The 25580-nt window shown below is 35.1% G+C and carries 28 protein-coding genes; 5 read left to right on the top strand and 23 right to left on the bottom strand.

Annotated features, from left to right (window positions below):
* Nucleotides 1–149: 149 nt before the first annotated feature.
* The 11 genes from MHB61_RS06695 to mvaD all read right to left on the bottom strand — a co-directional run bounded on the left by MHB61_RS06695 (nt 150) and on the right by mvaD (nt 11516).
* Nucleotides 150–881 carry a MurR/RpiR family transcriptional regulator gene (locus MHB61_RS06695; protein WP_003131551.1) on the bottom strand — a complete coding sequence of 244 codons (732 nt, stop codon included), beginning with the start codon at nt 879–881 and terminating at the stop codon, nt 150–152.
* 90 nt (nt 882–971) lie between these two features.
* Nucleotides 972–1322 (bottom strand): PTS lactose/cellobiose transporter subunit IIA, encoded by a 351-nt coding sequence (locus MHB61_RS06700; protein ID WP_003131552.1) that lies wholly within the window; start codon nt 1320–1322, stop codon nt 972–974.
* 84 nt (nt 1323–1406) lie between these two features.
* Complete coding sequence (locus MHB61_RS06705) at nt 1407–1733, bottom strand: PTS sugar transporter subunit IIB (RefSeq protein WP_003131553.1); 327 nt, start codon at nt 1731–1733, stop codon at nt 1407–1409.
* Nucleotides 1734–1974: 241 nt separating this feature from the next.
* Nucleotides 1975–2721 (bottom strand): MurR/RpiR family transcriptional regulator, encoded by a 747-nt coding sequence (locus tag MHB61_RS06710; RefSeq protein ID WP_003131554.1) that lies wholly within the window; start codon nt 2719–2721, stop codon nt 1975–1977.
* Between the two features lie 155 nt (nt 2722–2876).
* Entirely contained in the window at nt 2877–3461 is a 585-nt protein-coding gene (locus MHB61_RS06715; RefSeq protein WP_003131556.1) for a YdcF family protein, read from the bottom strand.
* A gap of 3 nt (nt 3462–3464) precedes the next feature.
* Nucleotides 3465–4805 (bottom strand): DEAD/DEAH box helicase, encoded by a 1341-nt coding sequence (locus tag MHB61_RS06720; RefSeq protein ID WP_003131558.1) that lies wholly within the window; start codon nt 4803–4805, stop codon nt 3465–3467.
* A 301-nt stretch (nt 4806–5106) separates the two neighbouring features.
* The gene (locus MHB61_RS06725) at nt 5107–7461 is read right to left on the bottom strand and encodes a carbon starvation CstA family protein (RefSeq protein WP_003131559.1); all 2355 of its coding nucleotides are present in this window, start codon (nt 7459–7461) and stop codon (nt 5107–5109) included.
* A gap of 248 nt (nt 7462–7709) precedes the next feature.
* The gene (locus tag MHB61_RS06730) at nt 7710–8330 is read right to left on the bottom strand and encodes a superoxide dismutase (RefSeq protein WP_003131560.1); all 621 of its coding nucleotides are present in this window, start codon (nt 8328–8330) and stop codon (nt 7710–7712) included.
* 157 nt (nt 8331–8487) lie between these two features.
* On the bottom strand, nt 8488–9531 hold the full coding sequence (gene fni / locus MHB61_RS06735) for a type 2 isopentenyl-diphosphate Delta-isomerase (RefSeq protein ID WP_003131561.1): 1044 nt from the start codon (nt 9529–9531) through the stop codon (nt 8488–8490).
* Nucleotides 9532–9583: 52 nt separating this feature from the next.
* A complete protein-coding gene (locus tag MHB61_RS06740; RefSeq protein ID WP_003131562.1) occupies nt 9584–10573 on the bottom strand; it encodes a mevalonate kinase family protein in 990 nt (329 codons plus the stop codon).
* Nucleotides 10560–11516 carry a diphosphomevalonate decarboxylase gene (gene mvaD, locus MHB61_RS06745; RefSeq protein WP_010905319.1) on the bottom strand — a complete coding sequence of 319 codons (957 nt, stop codon included), beginning with the start codon at nt 11514–11516 and terminating at the stop codon, nt 10560–10562. The genes MHB61_RS06740 and mvaD overlap by 14 nt, the downstream gene beginning before the upstream one ends.
* 305 nt (nt 11517–11821) lie before the next feature.
* On the opposite strand from mvaD, the gene mvk reads away from it, so the two are divergent.
* On the top strand, nt 11822–12754 hold the full coding sequence (gene mvk, locus MHB61_RS06750; protein ID WP_003131564.1) for a mevalonate kinase: 933 nt from the start codon (nt 11822–11824) through the stop codon (nt 12752–12754).
* 62 nt (nt 12755–12816) lie between these two features.
* The gene (locus tag MHB61_RS06755) at nt 12817–13008 is read left to right on the top strand and encodes a hypothetical protein (RefSeq protein ID WP_003131566.1); all 192 of its coding nucleotides are present in this window, start codon (nt 12817–12819) and stop codon (nt 13006–13008) included.
* Between the two features lie 76 nt (nt 13009–13084).
* Here the strand turns inward: MHB61_RS06755 and rsmI are convergent, their stop codons facing one another.
* The 5 genes from rsmI to tmk form a co-directional block, all read right to left on the bottom strand.
* Nucleotides 13085–13960, bottom strand: a complete 876-nt coding sequence (gene rsmI, locus MHB61_RS06760; protein WP_010905318.1) for a 16S rRNA (cytidine(1402)-2'-O)-methyltransferase — start codon at nt 13958–13960, stop codon at nt 13085–13087.
* Complete coding sequence (gene yabA / locus MHB61_RS06765) at nt 13960–14286, bottom strand: DNA replication initiation control protein YabA (RefSeq protein WP_003131570.1); 327 nt, start codon at nt 14284–14286, stop codon at nt 13960–13962. Before yabA ends, rsmI begins: the two co-directional genes overlap by 1 nt.
* A complete protein-coding gene (ricT, locus tag MHB61_RS06770) occupies nt 14279–15061 on the bottom strand; it encodes a PSP1 domain-containing protein (protein ID WP_003131572.1) in 783 nt (260 codons plus the stop codon). Before ricT ends, yabA begins: the two co-directional genes overlap by 8 nt.
* Nucleotides 15062–15112: 51 nt before the next feature.
* A complete protein-coding gene (locus MHB61_RS06775) occupies nt 15113–15973 on the bottom strand; it encodes a DNA polymerase III subunit delta' (protein ID WP_003131573.1) in 861 nt (286 codons plus the stop codon).
* Nucleotides 15974–16105: 132 nt separating this feature from the next.
* A complete protein-coding gene (gene tmk / locus MHB61_RS06780; protein ID WP_003131575.1) occupies nt 16106–16741 on the bottom strand; it encodes a dTMP kinase in 636 nt (211 codons plus the stop codon).
* 177 nt (nt 16742–16918) lie between these two features.
* Here tmk and yycF point away from each other — a divergent pair, with 177 nt between their 5' ends.
* From yycF to MHB61_RS06795, 3 genes are all read left to right on the top strand, one after another.
* On the top strand, nt 16919–17620 hold the full coding sequence (gene yycF / locus MHB61_RS06785) for a response regulator YycF (protein ID WP_003131580.1): 702 nt from the start codon (nt 16919–16921) through the stop codon (nt 17618–17620).
* Complete coding sequence (locus MHB61_RS06790; RefSeq protein ID WP_014570382.1) at nt 17613–19055, top strand: sensor histidine kinase; 1443 nt, start codon at nt 17613–17615, stop codon at nt 19053–19055. Before yycF ends, MHB61_RS06790 begins: the two co-directional genes overlap by 8 nt.
* 170 nt (nt 19056–19225) lie before the next feature.
* Nucleotides 19226–20038, top strand: coding sequence for an MBL fold metallo-hydrolase (locus MHB61_RS06795; RefSeq protein ID WP_003131583.1), 813 nt, complete (start codon nt 19226–19228; stop codon nt 20036–20038).
* A gap of 45 nt (nt 20039–20083) precedes the next feature.
* Here MHB61_RS06795 and groL read toward each other — a convergent pair whose 3' ends face one another.
* The 7 genes from groL to MHB61_RS06830 form a co-directional block, all read right to left on the bottom strand.
* Nucleotides 20084–21712 (bottom strand): chaperonin GroEL, encoded by a 1629-nt coding sequence (groL, locus tag MHB61_RS06800; protein WP_003131585.1) that lies wholly within the window; start codon nt 21710–21712, stop codon nt 20084–20086.
* 87 nt (nt 21713–21799) lie between these two features.
* Nucleotides 21800–22084 (bottom strand): co-chaperone GroES, encoded by a 285-nt coding sequence (groES, locus tag MHB61_RS06805; protein WP_003131589.1) that lies wholly within the window; start codon nt 22082–22084, stop codon nt 21800–21802.
* Between the two features lie 119 nt (nt 22085–22203).
* A complete protein-coding gene (locus MHB61_RS06810; protein ID WP_010905314.1) occupies nt 22204–22593 on the bottom strand; it encodes a single-stranded DNA-binding protein in 390 nt (129 codons plus the stop codon).
* Between the two features lie 89 nt (nt 22594–22682).
* Nucleotides 22683–24023 carry a H2O-forming NADH oxidase gene (gene nox, locus MHB61_RS06815; RefSeq protein WP_014570381.1) on the bottom strand — a complete coding sequence of 447 codons (1341 nt, stop codon included), beginning with the start codon at nt 24021–24023 and terminating at the stop codon, nt 22683–22685.
* 162 nt (nt 24024–24185) lie between these two features.
* Nucleotides 24186–24812, bottom strand: a complete 627-nt coding sequence (ytpR, locus tag MHB61_RS06820; protein WP_003131594.1) for a YtpR family tRNA-binding protein — start codon at nt 24810–24812, stop codon at nt 24186–24188.
* An 85-nt stretch (nt 24813–24897) separates the two neighbouring features.
* Nucleotides 24898–25215 carry a thioredoxin family protein gene (locus MHB61_RS06825; protein WP_003131595.1) on the bottom strand — a complete coding sequence of 106 codons (318 nt, stop codon included), beginning with the start codon at nt 25213–25215 and terminating at the stop codon, nt 24898–24900.
* 41 nt (nt 25216–25256) lie between these two features.
* Nucleotides 25257–25541, bottom strand: a complete 285-nt coding sequence (locus MHB61_RS06830; RefSeq protein WP_003131596.1) for a hypothetical protein — start codon at nt 25539–25541, stop codon at nt 25257–25259.
* Nucleotides 25542–25580: the final 39 nt, after the last annotated feature.

Raw genomic sequence — 25580 nt, forward strand, 5'->3', positions numbered from 1 at the left:
CTAATGTGCCAAAAATGTCATATAAGTTTCCTTTAAGGTTGCGAAAATTAGCCTTTCAAATTATATTTGTTATCTCAATTTAACTTTTTTTGTTTTATCCATCAAATGATTAGGAACGGCTGAGCAGATAAAAAAGCCAATTTGGCTTTTTAATTTGATAATTGATAAACCAAATCTGTTAAACGCTCAGTCAAATAAACTGTTGGTAATTGACTCGTCAAATCATAATGCGTATTGATTCGGTGTTCATTAATTCGATAAGTAAGGACAAAATCGCTCAGTTCAGCAATACTTGAATTCAATTTTGGTGTGATACATGAAATATAGACATCTTTATTAGAGCGCAGACTGGTCAGTACTTCAATGATTTCATTCGTTTCCCCAGAGATGGATAAAGCAATTACTAAAGTGTTGGTTGTATTTTGTAATTTTGAAGCAATTGGATAAGTCACATCACTAAATGAAAAGGTATTAATTCCAACTCCCGCTAATCTTCTAGCTGCATAATCGCAAATTAAACCGCTGGAACCTACTCCTGTAAAAATGATATTGTCACTTTCAATGACTCGATGTGCCAGATTATCCAAACGTTGTTCAATATCGTTAGAGAAAATATCTAGTGAAAAAGGAATTGCCGTATTTGAGCTTCCTTTTTCCAATTCTTTTTTATCAATAATGTACTCTTTAAAATCTGTATATGAATCATAACCCATTTTATGAATGAGGCGCATGACGCTAGAAGTTACAACATGTGCTTCCAGAGCAATATCACGGACTCGCATATAAGGAATTTTATCAACATTATCTCGTAAATAACTATAACAAGTTCTTTCCGTGTAGGTTAATTTTTGAAAGTCAACATTTCCAAAAAAACTCATCATTCTCTCCTTTCTTCTTTAAACTTTTTGGTTAGAAAAAAGTTGCGTCTCCGCAACTTTTAATCTTGCTTTTCTAATAAGCTAGGAGCTATATTATTTGTTTTCAAGTGCTTGCAGGCGTTGTTCTTGACCGACAACTTCTACAGCAAGGTCTTTAAAGGTAATCGCATTCATTAAGTGGTCTTGAGCATGAACCATGTAAAGATTCCAACCAATTTTTTCGCCTTGAGCTAAACGTGTCAAAAGGTCAGTCTGAACATCATGTGCTTCACGAAGTTGTTCACTCGCTTCGTTTAATGAACTTTCAGCTTCGGCAAATTCACCAGCTTTGGCTTGTTGAATGGCTTGGAAGGCTAAACCTTTGGCATTTCCTCCACTCATGATAATGCCCATTACAACACCCATGTAGTCATCACTTGTTGGATTCTCGTATTTATCAGTCATTTCTTATCTTCCCATTTCTCTTTGCTTAGATTTTTACATAGTAAAAGAGCTTTCGCTCTTTCACAAGTTTGAAATTTTCAAACCTTAATTCATCAAGTTTTCAGCTGCTGCAAGAACTTTATCTCCGCGCATCATTCCATAATCTTGCATTTTGATAACGTCCATTGGCACACCAGCGATTTCAGCTTTTTTAGCAACTTCACCTTTCATGAAGGCAACTTGTGGGCCTAAAAGAAGAACGTCAGGTTTTGGTGAGCCTGTTCCGGCAAGCATGTTATCAATATCCGCTGTTGATTTTGCGAAAATTTCGTAATCTTTCCCGTTATCTGCTGCTGCTTTTTGCATTTTTGATACCAAAAGTGATGTTGACATACCGGCTGCACATGCAAGTGCAATAACTTTATCTGCCATAATTATTTCTCCTTATTCTTAACGTTTTATAATTTAACGTTCTTTATAAAAATAATTATAACGTTTTCATTTTCATAATGCAAGCGTTATCTATTTTTTGAAAGTGCTTTATATAATTTGTTAATTAGTTTATTTTTCGCTTTATAGCAACCTTTAGGCGACTTTTATGGCATAAAATAAAAAAGCTACTATCAAATAGTGGCTTTTTGAAATATTTGTTTCTCTTTTTGGAACAAATTTATTATTTTTTAAGATGATAATCAATCGATTTATGAGCTAAAATTTCTAAAATAGCTAGTACTGGGAGTTGCGTGGTCAGATTTCCTAACGGATACTGTTTGGACCATTCGTTAACAAGACTGTACGAGAGTTGGTAATCAGCAAGTTTAGCAACGGTGCAATCTTCATTATTTGTAATCGAAATAATTTTTGCTCCGCCCGCTTTAAACTCCAATTCTTTATTAACAACTTGTTCTGTTTCACCTGACACAGACATGATTACTGCCACAACATTTCCCATTCCCTGAACTTGAACAGCTTGAAACGGGTCAGAAATAACGAAGCTTCGTAATCCAGTATTTACAAAATATTTAGTAGCATACTCACTTAATGAACCAGATGTTCCTAAACCTAAAAACACGGTATAATCAGCTTTAGCAATCATTTGTGCAGCATTATTGAGTTTTGCCTGATAATTATCTGTATTCATTCGACGTAAAAACATGTTGAATTCGAGCATATTATCATAATGTTGCTCTTCTGGTGTTTTTTCTTTGAGTTGATTTTTGAGGTAAAATTTTAAATCAGACCAACCTTCAAAACCAAGTTTTGTACATAGTCGGACAATTGTCGAAGTTGAAACATGGGCTTGACTTGCTAAATCACGAATCGTCATTTGTTGGACTTCTTCAGGTGATTTAATGATAAAATCAAAAACTAGCGTTTCAAGCTCGTTAAGTTTACTGATTTGTTCGGGTAGAAACATCATTTTTTACTCTCCGTATTTGGAAATATTTAGCTCCGCCACAAATTCTTTTAAAAATTTACTGACAGAATCATTGTTTGAAAGGATTTGCCAAATTTTAGCAAAGCTGTCAGTAAAAATTACTGACAGCTTTTATCCTTATAATAATTGAAATTTTCTTAGCCTTTTCCAAAAACGAAAGCATAGATTAAGCCAAGAATTTCATGACCGTAATAATTAGGATAATAAAAAAGATTATTGACTTTTGTCTTTGCAGCAAAGCCTTCTACTTTTACACCTTCTTGTTTTGCTAGATACAAGGCTCGGTAAAGATGAAAATCGCTAGTGACAATCACAGTTTTTCCGTCAAAATATTTTTTGGAATAAGCGATATTTTCCGCGGTATCACCCGCCTTATCTTCACTAATAATTCTGTCAGCCCTAATATGATGAGTTATCAGATAATTTTTCATACTAAAAGCTTCACTAACAGGCTCGTCAGCTCCTTTTGCTCCAGACACAATAATTTTGGCTTGCGGATTATTCTTAGCAAGCAAGAGCGCTGCATCTAGCCGCTCTTGAGTAATCTTGGCTGGTTTTTTATTTTGATTTATTCGTGAGCCAAGGACTAAAATTGTTTTAATGTCTGTGGAGTTTTCAGCAGTTCTGTCAGTAGATTTGCTGAGAATCAAAGCAAGACAAATTACTGGAATCAAAAGAATCAGACCAACAAAAGCGCCTATAATCTTAAAAGTCTTTTTCATTAATTAGAAACTTTGTTTACGAGAATCACGTGTTTTACGGGCATTTTTATTACGCTCAGCACGGCGTTTTTTCTTGTTATCTTCTTCAATTTGCCATTTAATTGCACGTTTGTAACCTGGTTTAACGTGTTTTTTACCTTTTTTAAGGGCACCAATGGTTTTTGTTGAAATTTCATCTTGTTTTTTCGTCCGTTTTTCACGACGGTCACGGTCATAAGAATCAACAATTTCACCATCTTTAATAGCTTTTGGCTGGAATGTAACACCCATTTTTTCAATCTCACGAATACTTGAATCATCAGAAGGACTATAGAGTGTAATGGCTGTTCCTTGTAATCCATTACGGCCAGAACGGCCCACTCGGTGAACAAAGAAAGTTAAATCTTTTGGAATTTCATCATTGATAATGTGTGACACACCTTCAATATCAATTCCACGCGCGGCAATATCGGTTGCCACAACATATTGATAATCCAAATTTTTAATTGAATTCATGATACGTTTACGTTCACGTGGCGGTACATCACCATGAATTTTTGCAACTTTAAGTCCGTTACTTGTCAAGAAATGATGAATGTCATCAACACGACCTTTGGTATTGGCAAAAATCATTGCCATGTAAGGATTCGTTGCTTTTGTCAATTGGAGCAAAAGTTGATTATGAGAACTTCCTTTGGTAGAAACAAGCCAATTTTCGATTGTATCTGAAATTACTGTCTTATTGGCGATTTTTTGCATGACAGGATTATGCAAATATTTTTTCAAAAATGGTTGAAGTTTTTGAGGAATAGTTGCTGAGAAAACGAGCATTTGTACACGTTTACCAAAACTTGAAGCAATTTGGTCAACATCTGCCAAAAATCCCATGTCAAGTGTCATATCCGCTTCATCGACAACAAAAGTATTAGCAGTATGCACAATTAAAGCATTAGATTTGATTAAGTCATGGATTCGACCTGGTGTTCCAATTACGACATGTGGTTGTGATGATTCCAATTTTTTGATTTGACGGGCCTTATCAGTCCCACCGACAAAGTTTGAAACACGAAGCTTGTCATTAACTTTTGTAAATTCTTGAGCTGCTTTGTAAATTTGAGTAGCTAATTCACGTGAAGGAGCCGTAATGACTGCTTGCACTTCATCAAGATCAGTATCAATTTTTTGGAAAATTGGGAGTAAAAAAGTGTGTGTTTTTCCTGAACCAGTTTTTGATTCCCCTACCAGGTCACGGCCTGAGAGAACAATTGGAATCAATTTTTCTTGTACTTCAGTTGGTTTTTCAAATTTGATATTCTCTAACGTTTGGTTAATATAATCTTTAAAATTAAAGTCTGTAAATTTCATTTTTTTCTTTCATTTGTTGAGGATTATTCGTTTCATTTAAAAAATGACGAATCTCTGTTTTTGCTGATTTATCCATGGAAGGGACTTTTTTCTATTATATCAGAAAAAAAACATTTAAGAAACCAGTTCTTGCCACTATTTAAACTCATTTTTAAAATCTGTCAGCATTTTTATTTTTAAAATTTACTGATGGCGCTAAAATTAGAAAAAATTACTGACAGCTGTTCAACGTTGAAGTCAGTGATTATATTATAAATAAAAAGTTACTGACAGAAATCCTGTCAGTAACTTTTATTTTCCATTATTCATTAACTTTACTTTTTAAAACCTTATGTTCAAGCTTACTAGGCCAGAAACTTGAAGTTTCAAAAAGATTTGATTCTTCAAAAACTTCTTCTGAGCTAAATTTATCACCAACTTCATTTGTTCTTAAAATTTTAGCAACTTTAAAGGCACAGATGACTAATAATATAGCCACACAAAGTAAGAAAATGACTGACAGACTTCCTTGAATCATTGTATTACGCATGGTTGCTTGCGCATTCGTTAATGCTAGACCAGATAATTTACCAGAAGCCACTTGGGCTTTTGCTGCTGAATAAGAAGCAAAGTAACCAATATTGACATCATTTGAAAAGATTTTTTGCCAACTGGCCGCAAAAGTTACACAAACATCCCAAACTAAAGGAAGTGCTGGAATCCAAACCCATTTAAGATAACCTTTACGGATAACCATGACACAAACAATAGCCAGAGCTACCGCCGCAATTAATTGATTAGAAATCCCAAAGAGCGGATACATGATTTTTATTCCACCATTCGGATCAGAAACGCCCATCAAAAGCAAAGCACCCCAAACTCCAACAATCACTGCTGTCGTTATAATTTTACTAGGTAACCAATCATCATCACCTAAGCGACCTAATTTTTTGAAGCCACGCAGGGCATCATTAAGTAAATAACGAGTCGATTTTGTTGCCGCTGAAACAGCTGACAGGATAAAGAGCGCCTCAAACATAATCGCAAAATGATACCAGAATCCCATCATATTTGTCCCACCAATAAGTGGAACCTTATGTAGAATATTTGACATTGAAACGGCTAAAGTTGGTGCACCACCAGTCCGTGAAACGATTGATTGTTCACCTACATCTTTTGCCACTTGCTCAAGTGCTTTTTCACCAGTCGTTCCTTCCCAGTCAATACTGAGTTTTGAACCATCAGGCATCATGGCTACATTTGGAATTGCTTTGGCAGCATTATATTCGGCACTTTTATCTGCTTGATAACTTGAAGCTGCGAGTTTTTGAATACTAGCTTGAGGGGTATTCATAGAATAATAAATTCCAGGATTAAGAGAAATCGCAGCGACTAAAGCCATAATAGCAACAAATGATTCAAAGAGCATCCCACCATAACCAATCATTCGCGTTTGTGACTCTTTAGCAATCAAATGAGGCGTTGTTCCAGAAGACATCATTACATGGAAACCAGACAAGGCTCCACAGGCAATCGTAACAAATAAGAAGGGAAAGAGGGAACCAGCAAAAGCAGGACCATCTGTATTATGTGCAAAATTAGTCAGAGCTGGAATCGTAACATCTGGACGCACACCAACTACAGCTATTGCTAAAACAGCAATTGTACCTATTTTCATAAACATGGATAAGTAATCACGAGGCGTAAGTAAAATCCAAGCGGGGATAATGGCTGCAATAAAAGTATAGCCCATGACCCACCAAACTAAAGCAGTTGGCGAAAGCATGAAAATATGCGCAAATGAAGATTCCGAAACCCAACGGCCACCAAAAATAGCAACTAAAAGGAGAATAAAACCAATCGCTGAAATTTCATTCACATGCCCTGGGCGAATATATTTCAAATAAATTCCCATTAACAAGGCAATTGGGATGGTCATCCCAATCGAAAAGACTGCCCAAGCAGAATTTGCCATCGCCGTCACACAAATCAAAGCTAAAACAGCAAGAACAATCATTGTCATGATAAATACAATAAATGAAGTCAAGCCACCAGCAAATCTGCCAACTTCATCATGAGCCATTGCCCCAATAGATTTTGCTCGACGACGATGAGAATACCAGAGAACAAGCATATCTTGTACCCCTCCGGCAAAAATAACTCCGAAAATAATCCAAATTGTCCCTGGTAAGTAACCCATTTGTGCCGCTAAAACTGGTCCAACCAAAGGCCCAGCTCCAGCAATTGAAGCAAAATGGTGACCGAATAAAACAACTCGATTGGTTGGGTCGAATTCTTTTCCGTCATTATGGCTTTCCGAAGGAGTTGCCCGTAAATCATTTGGACGCATAATCTTACGTTGAATATATAAAGCATAAAAACGATAGCCAATCAAATAAGAACAAACTGCTGCAATAACAAACCAAATCGCATTAATCGTCTCTCCTTGAGCCAGAGCAATCAACGACCAAGCAAGACCACCTAGTAAAGCGACCGCCACCCAAATGATAATTGATAGAAGACTAGGTTTTGGTAAATGTTTTTTCCAGTCTTTCATTGTTTCTTGAAAATTTGCCTGCTTTAAATCTTTAATTCCGACAATTTTTCCTTGTTTATTTCGCAACAAAAATAGCTCTTCTTCTTCGGTAAAGTTTGAAGAGTTTCCAATATCTTTCATAATCCTCTATTCCTATGCAATTATTAATGCATTTGACCTTCCATATTTTTTAAAACAAAAATGTAACCGACTACAATAATATTTTAGCACTATTTAATCAAAAATATAAACATTTAAGTTTAAAAAAATCTCCTTAAAACATCTTTTTGTAAAAATAAGATAAATTTCCAAAAGAATAGTCTAACATTAAAAAAGGTTTCTCTAAAATAAAAAAAGGCTCTCCTTAAAGGAAAGCCTCATTCATCATTTTATTTTGCTTTAGCATAAAGTTCGTTAACTTTATCCCAGTTTACAAGGTTAAAGAATGCTTCAATGTAATCAGGACGTACATTGTGATATTTAAGATAGTAAGCATGTTCCCAAACATCAAGTCCTAAAACTGGTGTCAACCCTTCAGAAATTGGATTATCTTGATTTGCAGTTGATACAACTTTCAATTTTCCAGCTTCATCAACAACTAACCAAGCCCATCCTGAACCAAAACGACCTGTGGCTGCAGCTTTAAATTCTGTTTTGAAAGTTTCAAAACTACCAAATTCTTTCGCAATTGCATCCCCAATTTCGCCGTCAGCATGGTTTTCAGAACCGTCAGTGTTTGGACGAAGCCAAAGCCAGAATTGACTATGGTTCAAATGACCACCACCATTGTTACGAACAGCTGTACGAATGTCTTCTGGAATTGCTGACAAATCTGTCAATAATTCTTCAAGGCTAAGGTCATCAAGTTCATTATGTTTTTCAATTGCTGCATTAAGATTATTCACATAAGTTTGATGATGTTTTCCATGATGCAAACGCATTGTTGCTTCGTCAAAGAAAGGTTCAAGCGCATTTGGCGCGTATGGAAGTTCAGGTAATGTAAATGCCATAGTAATTTCTCCTTTTAAGATGTGAACCCATTTTGAAGTCTTAATACTTTGGTATTTTGACTAGATTGAGAATGAATTCAGTTAGTTTATTTTTTTAATTCTATTCTCATTATAGTCGTTTTTGAAACCATTGCCAAATGATTTGATTTGTAATTTATTATTTTCTTTGTTGGATAAAATTAAGCATATTAGTCGAGTAAAGGAGCTCAACCTTTCGACATTCTTCAATATTTTTTGAACCAGTTAAAACAAATAATTTATTCAAATCTTGTTTCCATTGTTCAATAACTTCTTCTACTTTTTCAGGCCCTGTTTGCATAAGATTTTTCAAGATAAAACCAGCAGAACTTGACAAATCAGCCCCTAAAATTAAAGATTTAAAAATCTCTTGAGCCGAAGTAATTCCACCTGTTGCAATCAAACTTTTTCTATTATCAGCCATTTTAGCTTCTAAAAGGCTCTCAAGCGTTGACAAACCAAATTCATCCAAGTTAAAACCATTTTTACTCCGTTTACGTTCAATCCAAGCAAAATTAGTTCCGCCAGCTCCCCCAATATTTATTCCTGAGACAGATGTTTTTGCGAGTGCTTTAAAGGTTTTTTGTGATATTCCAAAACCGACCTCTTTGACAACGACTGGAACTTCTAATTGACTTGCAATTTCATTAATATTTTCTAACCAATAAAATTCACGGTCTCCTTCATCCATTGGCAATTCTTGCGCTGTATTGACATGGATTTCTAAAGCATTTGCCTCAATCATATCCACCGCTCGCTTGGCATTTTCTAGAGAATGACCTGCGCCGATATTGGCAAAAAGAAAACCAGAAGAGTGTATTTTACGAACTTCACTGAAACCAGCAGCTAGTTCTGGAAATTTCAAAGCAATCGATTGAGAGCCGACCGCCATGGCTAAATGTTGATTTTTCGCAATTTCTGCTAATTGAGCATTGATTTTATCTGCTCGCTCTGTTCCACCAGTCATCGCTTCAATATAAAAAGGAAATTCAAAATTCTGTCCAAATACTTCTGATGAAAAGTTGATTTTTTTAGTAGATAATTCTGGCAAACTATTAGGAATGATTCGACTATCAGAAAAAGTCAGGCCCGAGGTCTGATTTTTTTCTTCACGCCAATATTTATAAGCTAACGATAAGTGTTCATCTTTACGATGTTGATGGATTTCTTTTTCAGTTTTCATCAGTTATTTCTCAATTCATTAAAATCTAACTCTGCTTTTTAGCAGACTTATCTCAGTTATTTTTTTGAGCAACCTTAAATTTTTCAAGATTGATTCCATATTCCGATAATTTATTTTGGACTTCAGCAATAGCTTGGGTATTTTGAGCAAATAAAATAATATTCTCCCCAAAACCGGCCCCAGAGATTTTAGCAGCAAATTCAGGATAGCTATTGAGTAAGTTTAAAGCAATAGCTAATTCTTTAGTCATATAACCTTCTGGAATATTCTCCAAAAGCAAAAGTTGATTTTCTGATAACTTTTCTTTGAATAAAGCAAAATCTTGAATGTCAATCGCCGTTGCCAATTCAATGACCAGCTCATTTGAAGCTTGATAAAATTCATCAGAAAGCTTTATTTTTATTTTTTCACTCGTTTTTGCCGCTTTTCCTGTTTGAACCACATAAGTTGCCCAAGGAATTTCGAGAGGTATGACTCGCTTATGATTTTGATAAAAAACAGAACCACCATACATAATAGCAGCAATATCGCCCATTGAACCTGAGCCTTGAACTTCAAAATGTGTTTTTGCGGCAATTTCAAAACGTTTTTCAAGTGACAACTGGAAATCAAAAAACTGATTGACTGCATTAACTAGACCACAAACGACTGAAGCACTTGAGCCGTAGCCTTTTTTATTTTCACCAAAGCCTAAATCACTGACAATCTCAAGAGAAATTTCTGGAGATGATGATAAAATTTTACTGACAGATTTTTTTTCAAAGCTGTCAGCAGCTGACAAAGTATTTTTTAAAGCTGTCAGTGCAAAATTCCACGGATTTTCTTTAGTAAATTCAATTTTAGACAAAGAAAATTCAAAATCAGATAGTCCAACATTTGTTTTGAAAATTGATTTCCCTGTAGTAGCTGAAATTCTTACTTCAAAATTTGTTTCAATTGTTGTGATAAGGGCGAGGTTTCCTTCTTTTGTGACCGAATATTCTCCCGCAAAAAAAAGTTTTCCTGGCACTTTGATTGACATTTTTTTCTCAGAGATATTCATAAGCGCCCCCAGCACGTGCGATATCAAATGTTAATTCTGGAAATTCCGCTTGTAATTTAGCTAAGAGAACTTTTTCAGTCGCGTGGTCAGTAATAATTTTGACGTTTGGACCGGCATCAATAGTCACAAAAGCAAGCAATCCTGATTGATAAGCCTGATTCACAAAGTCAATCACGTGTCTTGTTTCATGCGTGAAATAATCAAAAGGTTGATTAGAGAGACGATTTTGTTCATGCATACCTAATGCATTATCCTGAGCAACTAGACCAACTTTTTCAATATCAGCATTTAAAATGGCCTGCTTCATTTCTTCCAGTTGAATGGCCGATTTTTCAACCCAAGCACTGTAAGTTGGTGCAGTTTGTGCCAATTGCATGCCCTTAGTTGACGACATTTTTTTCTTTTCAGCAGAGATTTCAGCAACAATCATTGAAAGACCAATATCTTCGTTGTAAAAAGATTCCGCAAAGGAAGATTGATGATCTTCTCCTTTATTCCAAACTGAAAAATTTCCAAAAATTGACCGAGAAGCCGACCCTGAACCGCGTCTAGCTATTCGTGACATTTCTGAATCATCTTTTTCTAAATCTAAAAGTCCAAACATAGCAGCTGTCAGAGCAGCAAAACTTGAAGCACTTGAAGCCAAACCAGCAGCTGTTGGCACATGATTTTCTGATTGAATCATTACTTTAGGGAAATTTCCATATTGTCCACGCATCATTTCCAAAAATTGACTGACACGGCTGCTATCTGCCACTTCAGAATTCAAAATCAAGGAATCAGACTCATTGTCAGTAAATTCAACAGAGGTTGTTGTATAAAATGGCTCCAGAGTCATTGACAAAGAAGAGGTTGTTGGAATATTTAGAGCGATATCCGCTTTTCCCCAATATTTAATCAAGGCGATATTTGTATGCGCCCTTGCAGTAACAATATTTTTCATGAAACTATTATATCAAAAATTTGATTCTTTCTTCTCTCCTATCATTTCAATAAGTTATTTTTTACACTAAAAAATACATTTTTTCAGACTAAATGATGAATTTACAGCCAAAAGAGAAACAAAAACTTGATTTTCAAGAGGAAATTTTATAAAATTGTCAGGTACGTTTTTGTATTCATAATTATGATATTGGAAAAAGTTTATCGAATTTTTCCTTCGATAAGACTTTAATTTAACCAAAATATGCTAATTTGCAGTTCACATTTTCAAAATGAGAAACTAATCTAGCAGGAGAATTGTTAATAATGACTATCAATAAAATGGGGACGGGAATTGCCCATTCCAAACTAATCTTAATTGGAGAACATTCCGTTGTATATGGTCAGCCAGCAATTGCCTTACCTGTAACAATTCTTAAAACTACAGTGACAATTACCTCATCAAAATATGGCCAATACATTGAAAATAACGAATTTCGTAGAAGACTTGATTTAATGGGAGATGAATTTGAAGGAATTCGTCAACTCATTATGCGCTTACTCTCTAAATTTCATTCATCAAAAATGCCATTCTCTTTAGAAATTGATTCAAATATTCCTCAAGGACGTGGCTTGGGAGCTTCTGCTTCATTGGCAACTGCCATTATCAGAGCTTTTTATGATTTCTTTGATGCTGAACTTCCGCAAAAAGATTTACTCTTTTATGCCAACTTTTCAGAAAATATTACTCACGGAAAATCTTCTGGAATTGATGTGGCAACTGTAAATTCTGAACACCCTTTGTGGTTTATTAAAGACAGCACAATTGAACCCTTTGAACTCAATCTTCATGGCTTTATCGTGATTGGCGATACTGGTGTTCACGGCTTTACGAGTCAAGCCATCAATATTGTTCGCGAAAAACTTGTTGAAGAAAAAGAAAAAACACAAGATTCAATTAATCATTTAGGTCAATTAGCGACCGATTCAAAAGATTTTTTGATGACAGACAAACTCAAAGAATTTGGTCATGTCATGAATAAAGCTCACGAAAGATTATCTGATTTGGGAGTTTCTCATCCACGTCTAGATAATTTAGTCGAAACTGCTCGTAAAAATGGTGCACTTGGTGCTAAATTAACTGGTTCAGGGCTAGGTGGCGTCATGGTTGCCCTTGCTGAAAATGAAAAAGATGCTATTCGTATCAGTCAACGTCTTCTAAAAAATGGCGCTAAAAATACTTGGATTTACTCATTTTAAGATGGTTGATGACCATCTTTTTTTGTTATAATGAATCTATCAATTTGCACTAAGGATAACTTATGGAAAATCAATACGAAATTCTTCAATCACTCATCGAAAAAATGGAAATTGTTACTGTTGGCTCGGCTGTCAGTAAAACAAAGCTAAATCGTAAAGAAATCATTGATTTTGTACGTTCACAACATTCTTTAAGAATTTTTGATGAGGAAAATCAAAAATGGATTAACGAAAATGTTGACGGGCACTGTTAAATTTTACTGACAGAAATGTTAATCAATCAAAAATATAAAAAAGTTACTGACAGACTGCCTGTCAGTAACTTTTTGCTTATAAATCATGAAATTCTGCATATAATTCTTGACGATTTAGACCTCGTTCTTTAGCAATTTGTTTAATGGCAACATTGGGTTTTACACTTTGTTCAACTAAAACTTTAACTGCTTCGAGCGCTGTCAATTCTGGCTCTTGAACTTCTTGAGCCACTTCATCCGCTCCTGAAACAATAATTAGACATTCCCCTTTTATTGGTTGGTCTGTTAAAGATTCTAAAACCTCTGAAATCTTACCACGACGATATTCTTCATAAATCTTCGTTAATTCGCGAACTAAAACAACTTCTCTATCCCCATAAATTTCCTGCATGTTAGCCAAAGTATCCCCAACTCTAAAAGGACTCTCATAGAAAATTTGTGTTTCTGGATAAGAAAGCTTACTTTTCAAGAACTTTTGCTGCTCCCCTTTTTTTCTAGGAAGGAAGCCATAAAAAATATGAGGTTGAGGAACTAATCCTGAGGCAATCAAGGCAGTAATTCCTGCTGAGGCACCAGGAAGAGCGATAACATCAATTCCTTCATCAATTGCAGCTAAAACTAAATCATGGCCTGGGTCAGAAATTGAAGGCATTCCAGCATCAGAAACCTGTGCAATAGATTGTCCTTTTTTCAAAAAATCAATTAATTTAGGAATTTTTTCTTGGGAATTATGTTCATGAAACGACTCTTGCGGAACTTTAATTTCAAAATGGTTTAAAAGGCGCAAAGTATTTCGCGTATCTTCTGAACAAATCAAATCTACAGTTTTCAAAGTTTCAAGAGAACGTAGAGTCATATCTTGCATATTGCCAATTGGTGTTGGAACCAAATAAAGACTTCCAGCAGTTTTTAGGCCTTTAAATGACCGTTGAATACTAAATTTATTTTCCATCAGCGATACAAAAGCTCCAAACAATCTAAACAAGATTCCCCTTCAGCCAATCGTTCTGCATAATGCAGATGGCAAACATGGAAACCTTCATTAAAAATTTGAATCAAGTTAGGATTTGGCTGGTCTTTAGGCGTTTCTTTTTTAACTTCTTTTTTCTCAAATTCTGCCAAACGGTCACGCAATTTTTCTAATTCCATGCGTAAGGTTGCATTTTCAGTCATTGATGATTCAAGCACTTGGCGAATTCCTGAAATTTGCGTTAATGTGGTATTTAATGTATTTTCAAGTTCTCCCAGTTGGTCGAAAACATCATATTTATCAGCCATGATTCACCTCAATTTCTGCAAGTTCAAAATCCTTGCTATATTCTCCAAAGCGGATTTTTACTCTATTTTTTAAAACATTTAAGCCAACAACTTTTCCTTTTCCTTCTGAGGTAGTTACAAACTCACCAAAATCTGGGAAAAGTTGTTGGGCTTCTTTATAAAAACTATCTTCATAAGTTAAACAGCACATCAAACGACCGCAAAGACCGTTCAATTCATTTTGTTTCAAAGATAGATTTTGATTTTTGGCCATTTTGATTGAAACATTTGGAAATTCATAAACAAACTCAGAACAGCACAAAGGACGTCCACAAGGTCCAAGTCCACCATGAATTTTAGCCGCATCTCTTGGCCCAATTTGGCGAAGTTCAATCCTAATTCTAAAAGTTGTTGCCAACTCACGCAAAAGCAATCGAAAATCAACACGATTCTCTGCTGTAAACGAAATAAAAAGTTGCATTTGGTCGAAATTATAAGCAACATCAATAATTTTCATTTCCAAACCTTGTTCGATGACAAGTTGGCGAACTTTATCTTTGGCTTGTTTAGAACGTTCTTCAAGTTTTGCAATAACTTGGAGATCATCCTCATTTACTTCACGCACAATCGTGTGGTGAATTTCAAGATTCGCTTCTTCAGAAATTTCACGTACAATTTTTCCGTAAAAGTTTCCCTTATCTGAACGAAGGATAACTTCTGTTTGTGGAGCAAGTTCTATATCACTTATTGCAAATACATTTGATTCGCCATGTGCAAATTTTATTTCATAAATCATAATATTCTCCTGATATAAGATTTTTCAATCAAAGGATAAGTTTGACAAGTTTCATAAAACAAGAAAAGTTAAACTTGACTCAAATCGGACATTGCTTTTCCACATTTTTATTGCCTGAAATGTTTTTAAAAGTTCCTGACTCATTCTTTCTTGATTAAAAAGTTGTAATAAAAGTTCAAACGCTTGATTTTGTTTTTCTTTGTCATCAAAAATTTCGACTAATTCTTTCAAATACAAGAACGCCTCGTCAGCAGATGTTTTTAGAAGTTTTACAAATTGTTGAAGTCTTTGAAGCCCTTCGTTAAACCAGCTCTGCTGAGCTAATTCTAATGCTTTGTCAGTCGAATTACAGATTTCCGCAAGAAGTTCTGCTTGTGTTTTTAAAATACCATTCTTTTCCAAAAAATCTTGTAAGTATTGAACATTTTTTGGAAAATTAATAATTTGTGTCCGTGATTTTATTGTTTGTAAAATCATATTTTCATTGTCTGTCAGTAAAAAAACAACAATTTCTGTTTCTGGTTCTTCAATTGATTTCAATAAAGCATTTGCTGCATTAGGATGCATTTTTTCAGCTTCCTTAATTAAAAGCACTTGTTGATTTCCCTCATAACCAGATTCATTGAAAACTTGTGTCAGTTCTCGAATTTGTGCTGTTTTAATCGTTTGTCCATCAGGTTCAACGATATGTAAGTCGGTAAATTCTTGTTGGGCAACAAGACGACAGGAACGACAATGACCACAAGGCAAAGCATTTTCAGGATTCTCACAAAATAAGGCTTGGCTCAGCCAGATTGCTAATTCAAAAGAACCAAATCCCCCTGAAAATAAATAAGCATGACTTAATTTTCCATGTTGCAAAATCGTTGAGAACTGCTTATAAAGTTGAGGCTGAATATCTTTTATTTCCACAAGAAACCTTTCTAAATATTTACCAAATCTAGTCTAAATAACAAAATTAAAAAAACTATTTAACATCCTCATTTTTTGAAAAATGTAAGTATTTTTTAGCATTCTTAATTTTGCTGACAGATTAAATTGTCTTTAAAATTCACTGACAAATCTTTTTTTGAGGACGGAAAGTGTATCAGCTACCACTTTTTCTAAAGGTTGACTTGCATCTATTTTTACAAAACGCTCAGGTTCTTTTACAACAATCTCCAAATAACCTTCACGAACTTTACGATGCATCTCAGCTCTTTCCAAATCTAAACGATTTACCTCATCAGCTCGATTTTTCATAATTCGCTCAAGGGCAACATCCGTATCAACATCAAAATAAAGCGTCAAATCAGGCTTCAACCCATCTGTTGCAAAATAGTTAAGCCAATCAACAACTTCGACACCCAAATCACGGCCATACCCCTGATAGGCGACAGATGAATCAATAAATCGGTCAACAATGACAACTTTACCCGCTTGTAAAGCTGGCAACATTTTTTCTTGCATATGTAAACGACGCGCCGCCGCAAAAAGCATTAACTCGGTTTTAGAATCAATATCTGTATTCTTTGGATCAAGAATAATTTGGCGAATTTCTTCCGCCACTCGAACACCGCCTGGTTCACGAGTTGGGACAATTTCGCGCTTCATTTTTTGGATTTCAGGTAAAATTTCTTTTAAAACCGTTGTTTTTCCTGCTCCATCGGGTCCCTCAAGGGAAATTAGAATTCCATTCATAGCCTCTATTATACCAAAAAAACAAATATTTTATCTTTTTTCTAAAAATAATAGGGTCTCTTTTTGCGTAATTTTACTAAAAATTGTATAATATAACTGAAACAGCTTACTTGATTTGTTAATTCAAATAAATACGAGTAACATTCAATAAAAAATTTTCCACTTGAAAGGACAACTATGAAAAAAATTCTTGTTGTTGATGATGAAAAACCAATCTCAGATATCGTAAAATTTAATTTAACCAAAGAAGGTTTTGAAGTCTTTACAGCTTTTGATGGTGAAGAAGCTCTTGAAGCATTTAAAGAAGTACAACCTGACCTTATTCTGCTTGATTTGATGTTACCTAAACTTGATGGTCTTGATGTTGCACGTGAAATCCGTAAAACTTCTGACACTCCAATTATTATGGTGTCAGCTAAAGATAGTGAATTTGACAAAGTAATTGGTCTTGAACTTGGTGCTGATGATTATGTCACAAAACCATTCTCAAACCGTGAACTATTAGCTCGTATTAAAGCAAACTTGCGTCGTATCAATGTCGCACCTGCTGAATCTACTGACAATGTCAAGAAAGAATTGATTATCGGAAACCTCCGTATCAATCCAGCACACTATGCGGCTTATAAAAATGATAAACAACTCGACCTTACACACCGTGAGTTTGAATTGCTTTACTACCTTGCTCAACACCTTGGCGAAGTGATCACTCGTGAAAACCTTTTGGAAACCGTTTGGGGTTATGACTACTTTGGAGATGTTCGTACAGTTGACGTTACTGTTCGTCGTTTACGTGAAAAAGTTGAAGATACTCCAAGCCGTCCACAATACGTTTCAACACGCCGCGGGGTTGGCTACTACATGAGCAACCCACATGATTAAATTTTTTAATTCAATGATTTTTAAAGGAGTAGTTGCACACCTACTTCTTTTTGTCATCCTTTTTATGAGCAGTTTTGATTACAATTTTGCTCATTTAAGTACTTTTATTGGTTATTACTTATTTTCACTCGTCTTTGTTTTAGTCTTTCTCAATCAGCAACATCGCATGATTGTGAATGTTTCTAAACAGATAAATGACATAAAAAATGGCTATTTAAATCGCGATAAAATCCCAAAAGGGACGAGTGAAATCAATGAATTATATGATGAAATTTTAAAACTTGGTGAAGATATTGTTCGCACGCAGAACAATCTTGAAAATCAGCGTAATCAATTAGATAGTATTCTCGCATATATGGTTGATGGCGTCATTGCCACCGATCGTCGTGGAAATATTATTATGGCCAATAAATCAGCTTTGCACTATTTGAATACAGATAATGATCTCTTGATGCAAAAAAATATTGTTGAAGTTTTAAAAATTACTGACCAATATAATTTTTATGATTTATTAGAAAAAGAACCTGAAATAACTATTGAGACACATGATTCTGGGAATGAATCCATTTCGCTCCACATTAAATTTTCCCTCTTTCGTCGTGAATCTGGTTTCATCTCAGGAATTATTGCCGTCTTACATGATATGACTGAACAAGACAAGGCCGAACGAGAGCGCCGTCTCTTTGTTTCCAATGTTTCTCATGAACTCCGAACTCCGCTCACCTCAGTAAAAGCCTACTTGGAAGCACTAGAAGACGGAGCCATTGAGGATAAAGAAACAGCTTCATCCTTTATTAATGTTTCACTTACTGAAACTAATCGGATGATTCGAATGATTTCCGACCTTTTGACTTTATCAAGAATGGATCAAGACCGAATCGTTCTTAATAAAGAAATGATTAATTTAATTGCCTTCTTAGACTATCAAATTAACCGTTTAGACCAAATTTTAGAAACCGAATCAAACGATTTAATCTCTTCTAATTTCACTCTAGTCAGAAAATACTCTGAACAGCCCATCTGGGTCGAAATTGATACCGATAAAATTGCTCAAGTCATTGACAATATCATCGGAAATGCAATTAAGTATTCACCTAAAGGTGGAACTATTACAATTTCCGTTGAAAAACGTGAAAGTGATGTTCTAATCTCCATCAGTGACCAAGGAATGGGGATTCCAAAATCTGATTTACTTAAGATTTTTGACCGTTTCTACCGAGTTGATAATGCTTCAAGAAATTCAAAAGTTGGGGGGACAGGTTTAGGCCTCTCTATTGTCCATGATATTGTTAAAATACATGGCGGAACAATTTTTGCAAGTTCTGAAGGAGAAGGAAAAGGAACGACCTTTAGTTTCACTCTTCCATATTCTTTAGAAGCCGCAGATGACTGGGATGATGGCACTGATGAGTTTGAATTTGAGGATAATGAATAATTTCCCCTAAAAAGAGTCCATACATATTTGTGGACTCTTTTTTTATGAATAAACCTAGACTTTTACCACAAAAAACTCTCTTAAGGTAATGAATTTCCTGATAAATTTATTTTCAAATAAAATATAAAAGCTCATGGCAATCCCACTATTTTTCTGCTACAATAGACTGTATGACTGAACAAAATGGCTTTAAATATTCCATTTTAGCCTCTGGTTCAACAGGAAATTCTTTTTACTTAGAAACTCCAAAGAAAAAAATTCTTGTTGATGCCGGACTATCTGGAAAAAAAATAGAAAGTTTACTATCAGAAATTGACCGTGACATTCATGATATTGATGCTTTATTAATTACCCATGAACATAGTGACCATATCAAAGGGATTGGTGTTTTGGCAAGAAAATATGGTATTGACCTTTACGCAAATGAAGATACTTGGTCTGAACTAGATAGTAAAAATGCTTTAGGAAAAATCCCTGTTGAACAAAAACATCTGTTTGAAATGGGAAAAACAATGACTTTTGGTGATATTGATATTGAATCTTTCGGCGTGAGTCACGATGCTATCGCACCACAGTTTTATCGTTTCATGAAAGATAACAAAAGTTTTGTTATGCTAACTGATACAGGTTATGTATCCGATAGAATGCGTGGAACCATTGAAAATGCAGATGCTTATCTTATGGAATCAAACCATGACATTGAGATACTCCGCATGGGAGCTTATCCTTGGCGGACAAAGCAACGTATCCTAAGTGACCAAGGCCACTTATCTAATGAGGACGGCGCTGAGGCTGCTTTTAGTATTCATGGTAATAAGACAAAACGAATTTTTCTAGGGCACTTGAGTTTAAATAATAATATCAAAGAACTTGCTCATCTTACTATGGATGGTTACTTACAGCAACATGATGTCGATACCAAAAAGGACTTGAAGATCCTTGATACTAGTCACGAACATGCTAGTCAACTTTACGATATTTAGTTACTCATCAGCAAATAAAAAAAGAACCCTAAGGGTTCTTTTTTATTACATCATACCACCCATTCCCATGCTAGGGTCCATTGGAGGCATAGCTGGAGCAGCTGGTTCTGGCTTATTAGCAACTACTGCTTCAGTAGTCAAAATTAAACCAGCAACAGAAGCCGCGTTTTGCAAAGCTGAACGAGTTACTTTTGCAGGGTCAACAATTCCTTCTTCAATCATATTAACCCATTGACCAGTTGCAGCATTGAATCCTGTACCTACTTCTTCTGAACGAAGTTTATCAATGATAACTGAACCTTCATATCCTGCATTGGCAGCAATTTGACGAACTGGTTCTTCAAGAGCACGGCGAACAATGTTAATACCTGTTTGAATATCTCCTTCTTCTGAAAGTTTATCCAAAGCAGCAATAGCATTAACAAGTGCTGTACCACCACCAGAAACAATACCTTCCTCAACGGCTGCACGTGTTGCATTAAGTGCATCTTCAATCAAGAGTTTCATTGCTTTGAGCTCTGTTTCAGTTGCAGCACCAACTTTAACAACTGCAACACCACCAGCTAATTTTGCAAGACGTTCTTGTAATTTTTCACGATCAAAATCAGAAGTTGTTTTTTCAATTTGCGCTTTAATAATAGCTACACGATCAGAAATAGCATCAGCAGAACCAGCACCTTCAACAATTGTTGTGTGGTCTTTATCCACAGTTGCCTTAGCTGCTTGTCCTAAAGCTTCAAGAGTAGCATCTTTAAGATCAAGACCAAGTTCTTCAGTAATTACTGTACCACCTGTCAAGATAGCCAAATCTTCCAATTGAGCTTTACGACGATCACCAAATCCTGGTGCTTTTACAGCTACAACATTGAAGACACCTTTAATCTTATTAAGAACAAGCGTTGGCAATGCTTCTCCATCAACATCATCAGCTACAATAAGAAGTGGACGATTTGTTTTCAAGATTTGTTCAAGGAGCGGTAAAATTTCTTGAATGTTTGAGATTTTTTTGTCGGTAATAAGAATATAAGGATTATCTAATTCAGCAACCATTTTTTCTGTATTAGAAACCATATATTGACTCAAATATCCACGGTCAAATTGCATTCCTTCAACAACATCGAGTTCAGTTTGCATCCCTTTTGATTCTTCAATGGTGATAACTCCGTCAGAACCTACACGTTCCATTGCATCAGAAATATACTCACCCACTTTTTCACTACGTGATGAAACGGTAGCTACTTGCGCAATTGCTGATTTATCGTGGACAGGAATTGCCATCTCTTTAATTGACGCAACAGCTGTTTCAGCAGCAAGTTCAATTCCTCGGCGAATACCAACTGGATTTGCACCTGCGGTAACATTTTTTAAACCTTCACGAACGATAGCTTGTGTCAAAACTGTCGCTGTTGTTGTACCGTCACCTGCGATATCATTTGTTTTTGAAGCAACTTCTGAAACAAGTTTAGCTCCCATATTTTCAAAATGATCTTCAAGTTCAATCTCTTTGGCAATCGTTACACCATCGTTTGTAATTAAAGGTGATCCATATGATTTTTCAAGAACAACATTGCGACCTTTTGGTCCAAGGGTTGTTTTTACTGTATCAGCAAGAATATCAATCCCACGCATCATCGCTGTTCTAGCATCACTTGAAAATTTAATATCTTTTGACATTTTAGCTCCTTTTTAAGAATATATTTTTAATTTTATAGATTTTAAGATAGACAAAAGACAACCAAAAAAATGATTGCTTTTATAATTTTACTCTACAATTGCAAGAAGGTCTGAATCTTTGAGAATCAAGAATTCTTCACCATCCATTTTTACGGTCGTTCCAGCAAATTTTTCAAAAATTACTGTGTCCCCTACTTTTACGAGTGGAGAAATCAGTGTTCCATGATGATTTGTTTTCCCTTCACCGACGGCAACAACTTCAGCTGTTTGAGGTTTTTCTTGGGAAGCGCTTGTTAACACAATTCCACCCATTGATTTTTCCTCTTCTTCTTTTACACGTAAAACTACGCGATTCTCTAAAGGTTTCAACATTATATTTTCCTCCATTTTTTATTTTTTAGCACTCTTATTAAACGAGTGCTAACATATTCTTATTTTATCTCAATGGTCAGATTTAGTCAAGAGAAAACATTTAGATTTTATGAAATAAATTAGAAAGGGAGTTCTTCCGCATCAAGTAAGGTTTCTTCAGTCTTTATAGCGCTTTCTCGTAAAGCGATTGTTGCCCTACTTTCAAGTAAATCATAACTCAGTCCTAAGATTTCTGTGACATAATGTTTTTGATTTTGCTTATCCGTATAATTTCTAGTTCTAATTTCTCCTTCAATTGAAATAAGACTTCCTTTTTTTGCGTAAGAAACTAAAGTTTCTGCAGATTTTCCCCAAATAATAATTGAAATAAAATCTGCCTCTCGTTCTCCTTTTTCATTTTTGAAACGGCGATTGACTGCCAAGGTCACACGGACATATGATTTATCATTTGTTGTTTTTGAAATTTCTGGCGCACTGGTTAAGCGTCCAATTAACATGGTTTTATTCATAATAAAATCCTCCTAACTTTTTATACGTAAAGTTAGGACATTTGTCACAAAAAAATATAAAATCTATCAATTGATAGATTTTTTATGGTTTATTTTGCATTTAAAGCTGCAACAGTCATGTAATTATATGGACTATTGAAGTGTGGTAAGAAGAATAAATCAAGTAAGGCTAATTCATCAATCGTTTTCTTTTCTTGAATAGCTAAACTAAACATATTAATATTTCCTGCAATTATTTCACTCTTGCTAGCAAGTTGAGCACCAATAATTCTGCGACTTTTTGTTTCATAAACGATACGAATTTTCACACTATCATTATTTTCATGAAGGAACCATGCTTTTTGCTTATCTTCAAAATCACTAAATGAAACTTCTAGGCCGATTTTTTTCGCAGCTTTAACCGACAAGCCCGTAGAAGTCATATTGTAACCAAAAATAGAGATTCCATTAGAACCTTGTACACCAACAGACTCTATTGATTTTCCTCCAATATTATGACCAGCAACAATCCCTGAGCGAACAGCGTTTGAGGCAAGGGCAATGTAGGTGAAGTCTTGTAAAGCATTAGAATAGATTGTGGCAACATCTCCTACAGCAGAAACATCTGGGTCACTACTTTGTTGATGTTTATCCACTTTGATTGCTCCATTTTTAAAGGTTTCTAAATGTTCACCAGCCAATGCACTATTGGCTGTAAAGCCAATACAATTAATAACGAGGTCAACATCATAAGTTGATTTATTAGTTACAATCTGTGATACATGACCTTTTTCATTTGCCTTAAACTCTTGAGCTAATTCCCCAAAATGGAGTTCAATTCCATGTTGGGCAAGATTTTCATCCATCCCTTTAGCAAACTCTTCATCATAATATGAAGCAAGTGAAGTACTTTCTGCATCAAAAAGTAGGACTTCTTTTCCACGACGTTTGGCAGCTTCAGCAATTTCTGTCCCAATATAACCAGCACCAATCACAGCAATCCGTTTCACATCATTCTTAGCAAACTCTTCGTCAATGGCTTGCCCTTCTTGAAAAAGTTTTAAAAAATGAATGCCTTTAAGATCTTTTCCTGGCAAGTTAGGAATAATTGGACGTGAACCTGTTGCCAGAACGAGTTTATCATAACTTTCTGTAATCTTTTCTCCAGTTTTTGACTTGGCATAAATCATTTTATTAGTAAAGTCAATTTCTGAAACTTCTGTTTCTGTTAATATCTTTACTCCCTTTTTTTCAAAATCTTCTGCTTTGGCATAAAACAGCTCATCTGGTTTTTCAATTTGTCTTCCGACCCAAATAGCTGTCCCACACCCCAAGTAACTCATATTACTGTTACGGTCAATCATAACAATCTCATGGCCTGGATATTGATCAATTAATGTATTTGCTGTAGCAATGCCTGCGTGGTTCGTACCGATAACTACGATTTTCATGCTAATAATTCTCCTTTAAATGTAAAATTCTTTTTACATTATTCAGTTTAGCATAAGTCCTTCTATTTTCTTTTGTAAGCGCTTGTGAACTTTGTGAAAAAATTATTTTATTTTTTTAGATAAAAAAAACTGCCAAAATAAACTATTTTGACAGTTTTATTATTATGCTTGCCACATTGTTTCTGAATCAAAAGCTTTACCAGCGGATAAATCTGATGATAATTCAATGATTCCACGAACCTCAGGAGCATTTGGTAATTCAAGTTCACGAGCTGAACAAAGCATTCCGTAAGATTGAACACCACGAAGGGCTCCTGGGAAAATCAATGAGCCGTTAGGCATCATAGCACCAGGTAAAGCAGCAACTGTTTTTAAGCCAAGAGCTGCGTTTGGAGCACCACAAACAATTTGTACTGGATCGGCAAAACCAACATTAACTTTACAGATATGTAAATGGTCTGAATCTGGATGATCTTCCATTTCAACAATTTCAGCGACAACAAATTTGGGTTGTGCATCGTGAACAAGAACATCGCTAAATCCTGATTTACCAAGCTCTTTGTTCAACGTTTCAATATCATCAGATGATAAGACGACTTGACCATTTCCTGACAAATTAGCCAATAGAGATTTCGCTTCAAAAATATTCCAAGCAACCGTCGCTCCAGTTTCTTCAATAAAAACACGAGCTACTTTTCCCTTACGTTCGAAGTTTACTTTTTCTCCCTTATCATTTGCAGTGATAAGCATTAAAACGTCACCGACATTTGTGTTGTATGTTGCAATCATTTTCTTATTTTTCCCTTTTAATTTCTTAACTTTGATTATTATAGAATATAATTCTTAATATATCAACGCTTGTCCTGCGATGATACTATTTCGCACTCGCTAAGAAAGTATTGACTTCTTCTTTTGTTTTACGTAATTTATTTACTAGACGAGCTTTTTCTTTGCCATCCTCAATCACGACAAAACTTGGAATTCCCATAATTCCCCATTCAATCGCAAGATCCATATATTCATCACGGTCTACTTCAACAAATTTAAAGTCTGGATTTTCTACTTCAATTTCTGGCATTTTTGGCTTAATAAAATTACAATCTCCGCACCAACCAGCCGTGAAAAAGAAGACTGTCTTTTCCGGTCCTTTTACAAGTTCGGCTAAATTTTCAATATTTTCTGGAATAATCATTCTACATTCTCCTTTTATTTCTAAATGAATACTAAGCTTTCTTACAGAATTTTTTCATTTTTTTCAAAGACTTCTAAAGTTTTAGCATTGATTTCAAAAGTGATTGCCTTATTTTCACTGACAAGTCCTCCCTCAAAAAGAGCACCCGTAGTTGGCTCCTCAAAAATCCAAAAAGCGTCTATTTTTCTTGTTGAAAAATGTTGCCGAGCTCTGTCAGTAAGTTCATGAATCACTTCTTCTTCCATAGTTTTATAGCCATGATAAGCAACGTGAGCAACTGTTGCACCCGCAATAATTCCCAAACCAAACTTTAGTATTTTTTTCATATGGAAATTTTAACATATTTCTTGGTATAATTATAGTGT

The organism is Lactococcus sp. FSL K6-0773 (assembly GCF_038006485.1).
Classification (GTDB): domain Bacteria; phylum Bacillota; class Bacilli; order Lactobacillales; family Streptococcaceae; genus Lactococcus; species Lactococcus lactis.

Bases quoted from the DNA above. Each gene is read 5' to 3' on its own strand.
- MHB61_RS06695 (WP_003131551.1), bottom strand. From the start codon at position 881: ATGATGAGTTTTTTTGGAAATGTTGACTTTCAAAAATTAACCTACACG.
- MHB61_RS06700 (WP_003131552.1), bottom strand. From the start codon at position 1,322: ATGACTGATAAATACGAGAATCCAACAAGTGATGACTACATGGGTGTT.
- MHB61_RS06705 (WP_003131553.1), bottom strand. From the start codon at position 1,733: ATGGCAGATAAAGTTATTGCACTTGCATGTGCAGCCGGTATGTCAACA.
- MHB61_RS06710 (WP_003131554.1), bottom strand. From the start codon at position 2,721: ATGATGTTTCTACCCGAACAAATCAGTAAACTTAACGAGCTTGAAACG.
- MHB61_RS06715 (WP_003131556.1), bottom strand. From the start codon at position 3,461: ATGAAAAAGACTTTTAAGATTATAGGCGCTTTTGTTGGTCTGATTCTT.
- MHB61_RS06720 (WP_003131558.1), bottom strand. From the start codon at position 4,805: ATGAAATTTACAGACTTTAATTTTAAAGATTATATTAACCAAACGTTA.
- MHB61_RS06725 (WP_003131559.1), bottom strand. From the start codon at position 7,461: ATGAAAGATATTGGAAACTCTTCAAACTTTACCGAAGAAGAAGAGCTA.
- MHB61_RS06730 (WP_003131560.1), bottom strand. From the start codon at position 8,330: ATGGCATTTACATTACCTGAACTTCCATACGCGCCAAATGCGCTTGAA.
- fni (WP_003131561.1), bottom strand. From the start codon at position 9,531: ATGAAAACTGAAAAAGAAATCCATCAACATCGTAAAGATGAACACTTA.
- MHB61_RS06740 (WP_003131562.1), bottom strand. From the start codon at position 10,573: ATGAATATCTCTGAGAAAAAAATGTCAATCAAAGTGCCAGGAAAACTT.
- mvaD (WP_010905319.1), bottom strand. From the start codon at position 11,516: ATGAAAAATATTGTTACTGCAAGGGCGCATACAAATATCGCCTTGATT.
- mvk (WP_003131564.1), top strand. From the start codon at position 11,822: ATGACTATCAATAAAATGGGGACGGGAATTGCCCATTCCAAACTAATC.
- MHB61_RS06755 (WP_003131566.1), top strand. From the start codon at position 12,817: ATGGAAAATCAATACGAAATTCTTCAATCACTCATCGAAAAAATGGAA.
- rsmI (WP_010905318.1), bottom strand. From the start codon at position 13,960: ATGGAAAATAAATTTAGTATTCAACGGTCATTTAAAGGCCTAAAAACT.
- yabA (WP_003131570.1), bottom strand. From the start codon at position 14,286: ATGGCTGATAAATATGATGTTTTCGACCAACTGGGAGAACTTGAAAAT.
- ricT (WP_003131572.1), bottom strand. From the start codon at position 15,061: ATGATTTATGAAATAAAATTTGCACATGGCGAATCAAATGTATTTGCA.
- tmk (WP_003131575.1), bottom strand. From the start codon at position 16,741: ATGAATGGAATTCTAATTTCCCTTGAGGGACCCGATGGAGCAGGAAAA.
- yycF (WP_003131580.1), top strand. From the start codon at position 16,919: ATGAAAAAAATTCTTGTTGTTGATGATGAAAAACCAATCTCAGATATC.
- MHB61_RS06790 (WP_014570382.1), top strand. From the start codon at position 17,613: ATGATTAAATTTTTTAATTCAATGATTTTTAAAGGAGTAGTTGCACAC.
- MHB61_RS06795 (WP_003131583.1), top strand. From the start codon at position 19,226: ATGACTGAACAAAATGGCTTTAAATATTCCATTTTAGCCTCTGGTTCA.
- groL (WP_003131585.1), bottom strand. From the start codon at position 21,712: ATGTCAAAAGATATTAAATTTTCAAGTGATGCTAGAACAGCGATGATG.
- groES (WP_003131589.1), bottom strand. From the start codon at position 22,084: ATGTTGAAACCTTTAGAGAATCGCGTAGTTTTACGTGTAAAAGAAGAA.
- MHB61_RS06810 (WP_010905314.1), bottom strand. From the start codon at position 22,593: ATGAATAAAACCATGTTAATTGGACGCTTAACCAGTGCGCCAGAAATT.
- nox (WP_014570381.1), bottom strand. From the start codon at position 24,023: ATGAAAATCGTAGTTATCGGTACGAACCACGCAGGCATTGCTACAGCA.
- ytpR (WP_003131594.1), bottom strand. From the start codon at position 24,812: ATGATTGCAACATACAACACAAATGTCGGTGACGTTTTAATGCTTATC.
- MHB61_RS06825 (WP_003131595.1), bottom strand. From the start codon at position 25,215: ATGATTATTCCAGAAAATATTGAAAATTTAGCCGAACTTGTAAAAGGA.
- MHB61_RS06830 (WP_003131596.1), bottom strand. From the start codon at position 25,541: ATGAAAAAAATACTAAAGTTTGGTTTGGGAATTATTGCGGGTGCAACA.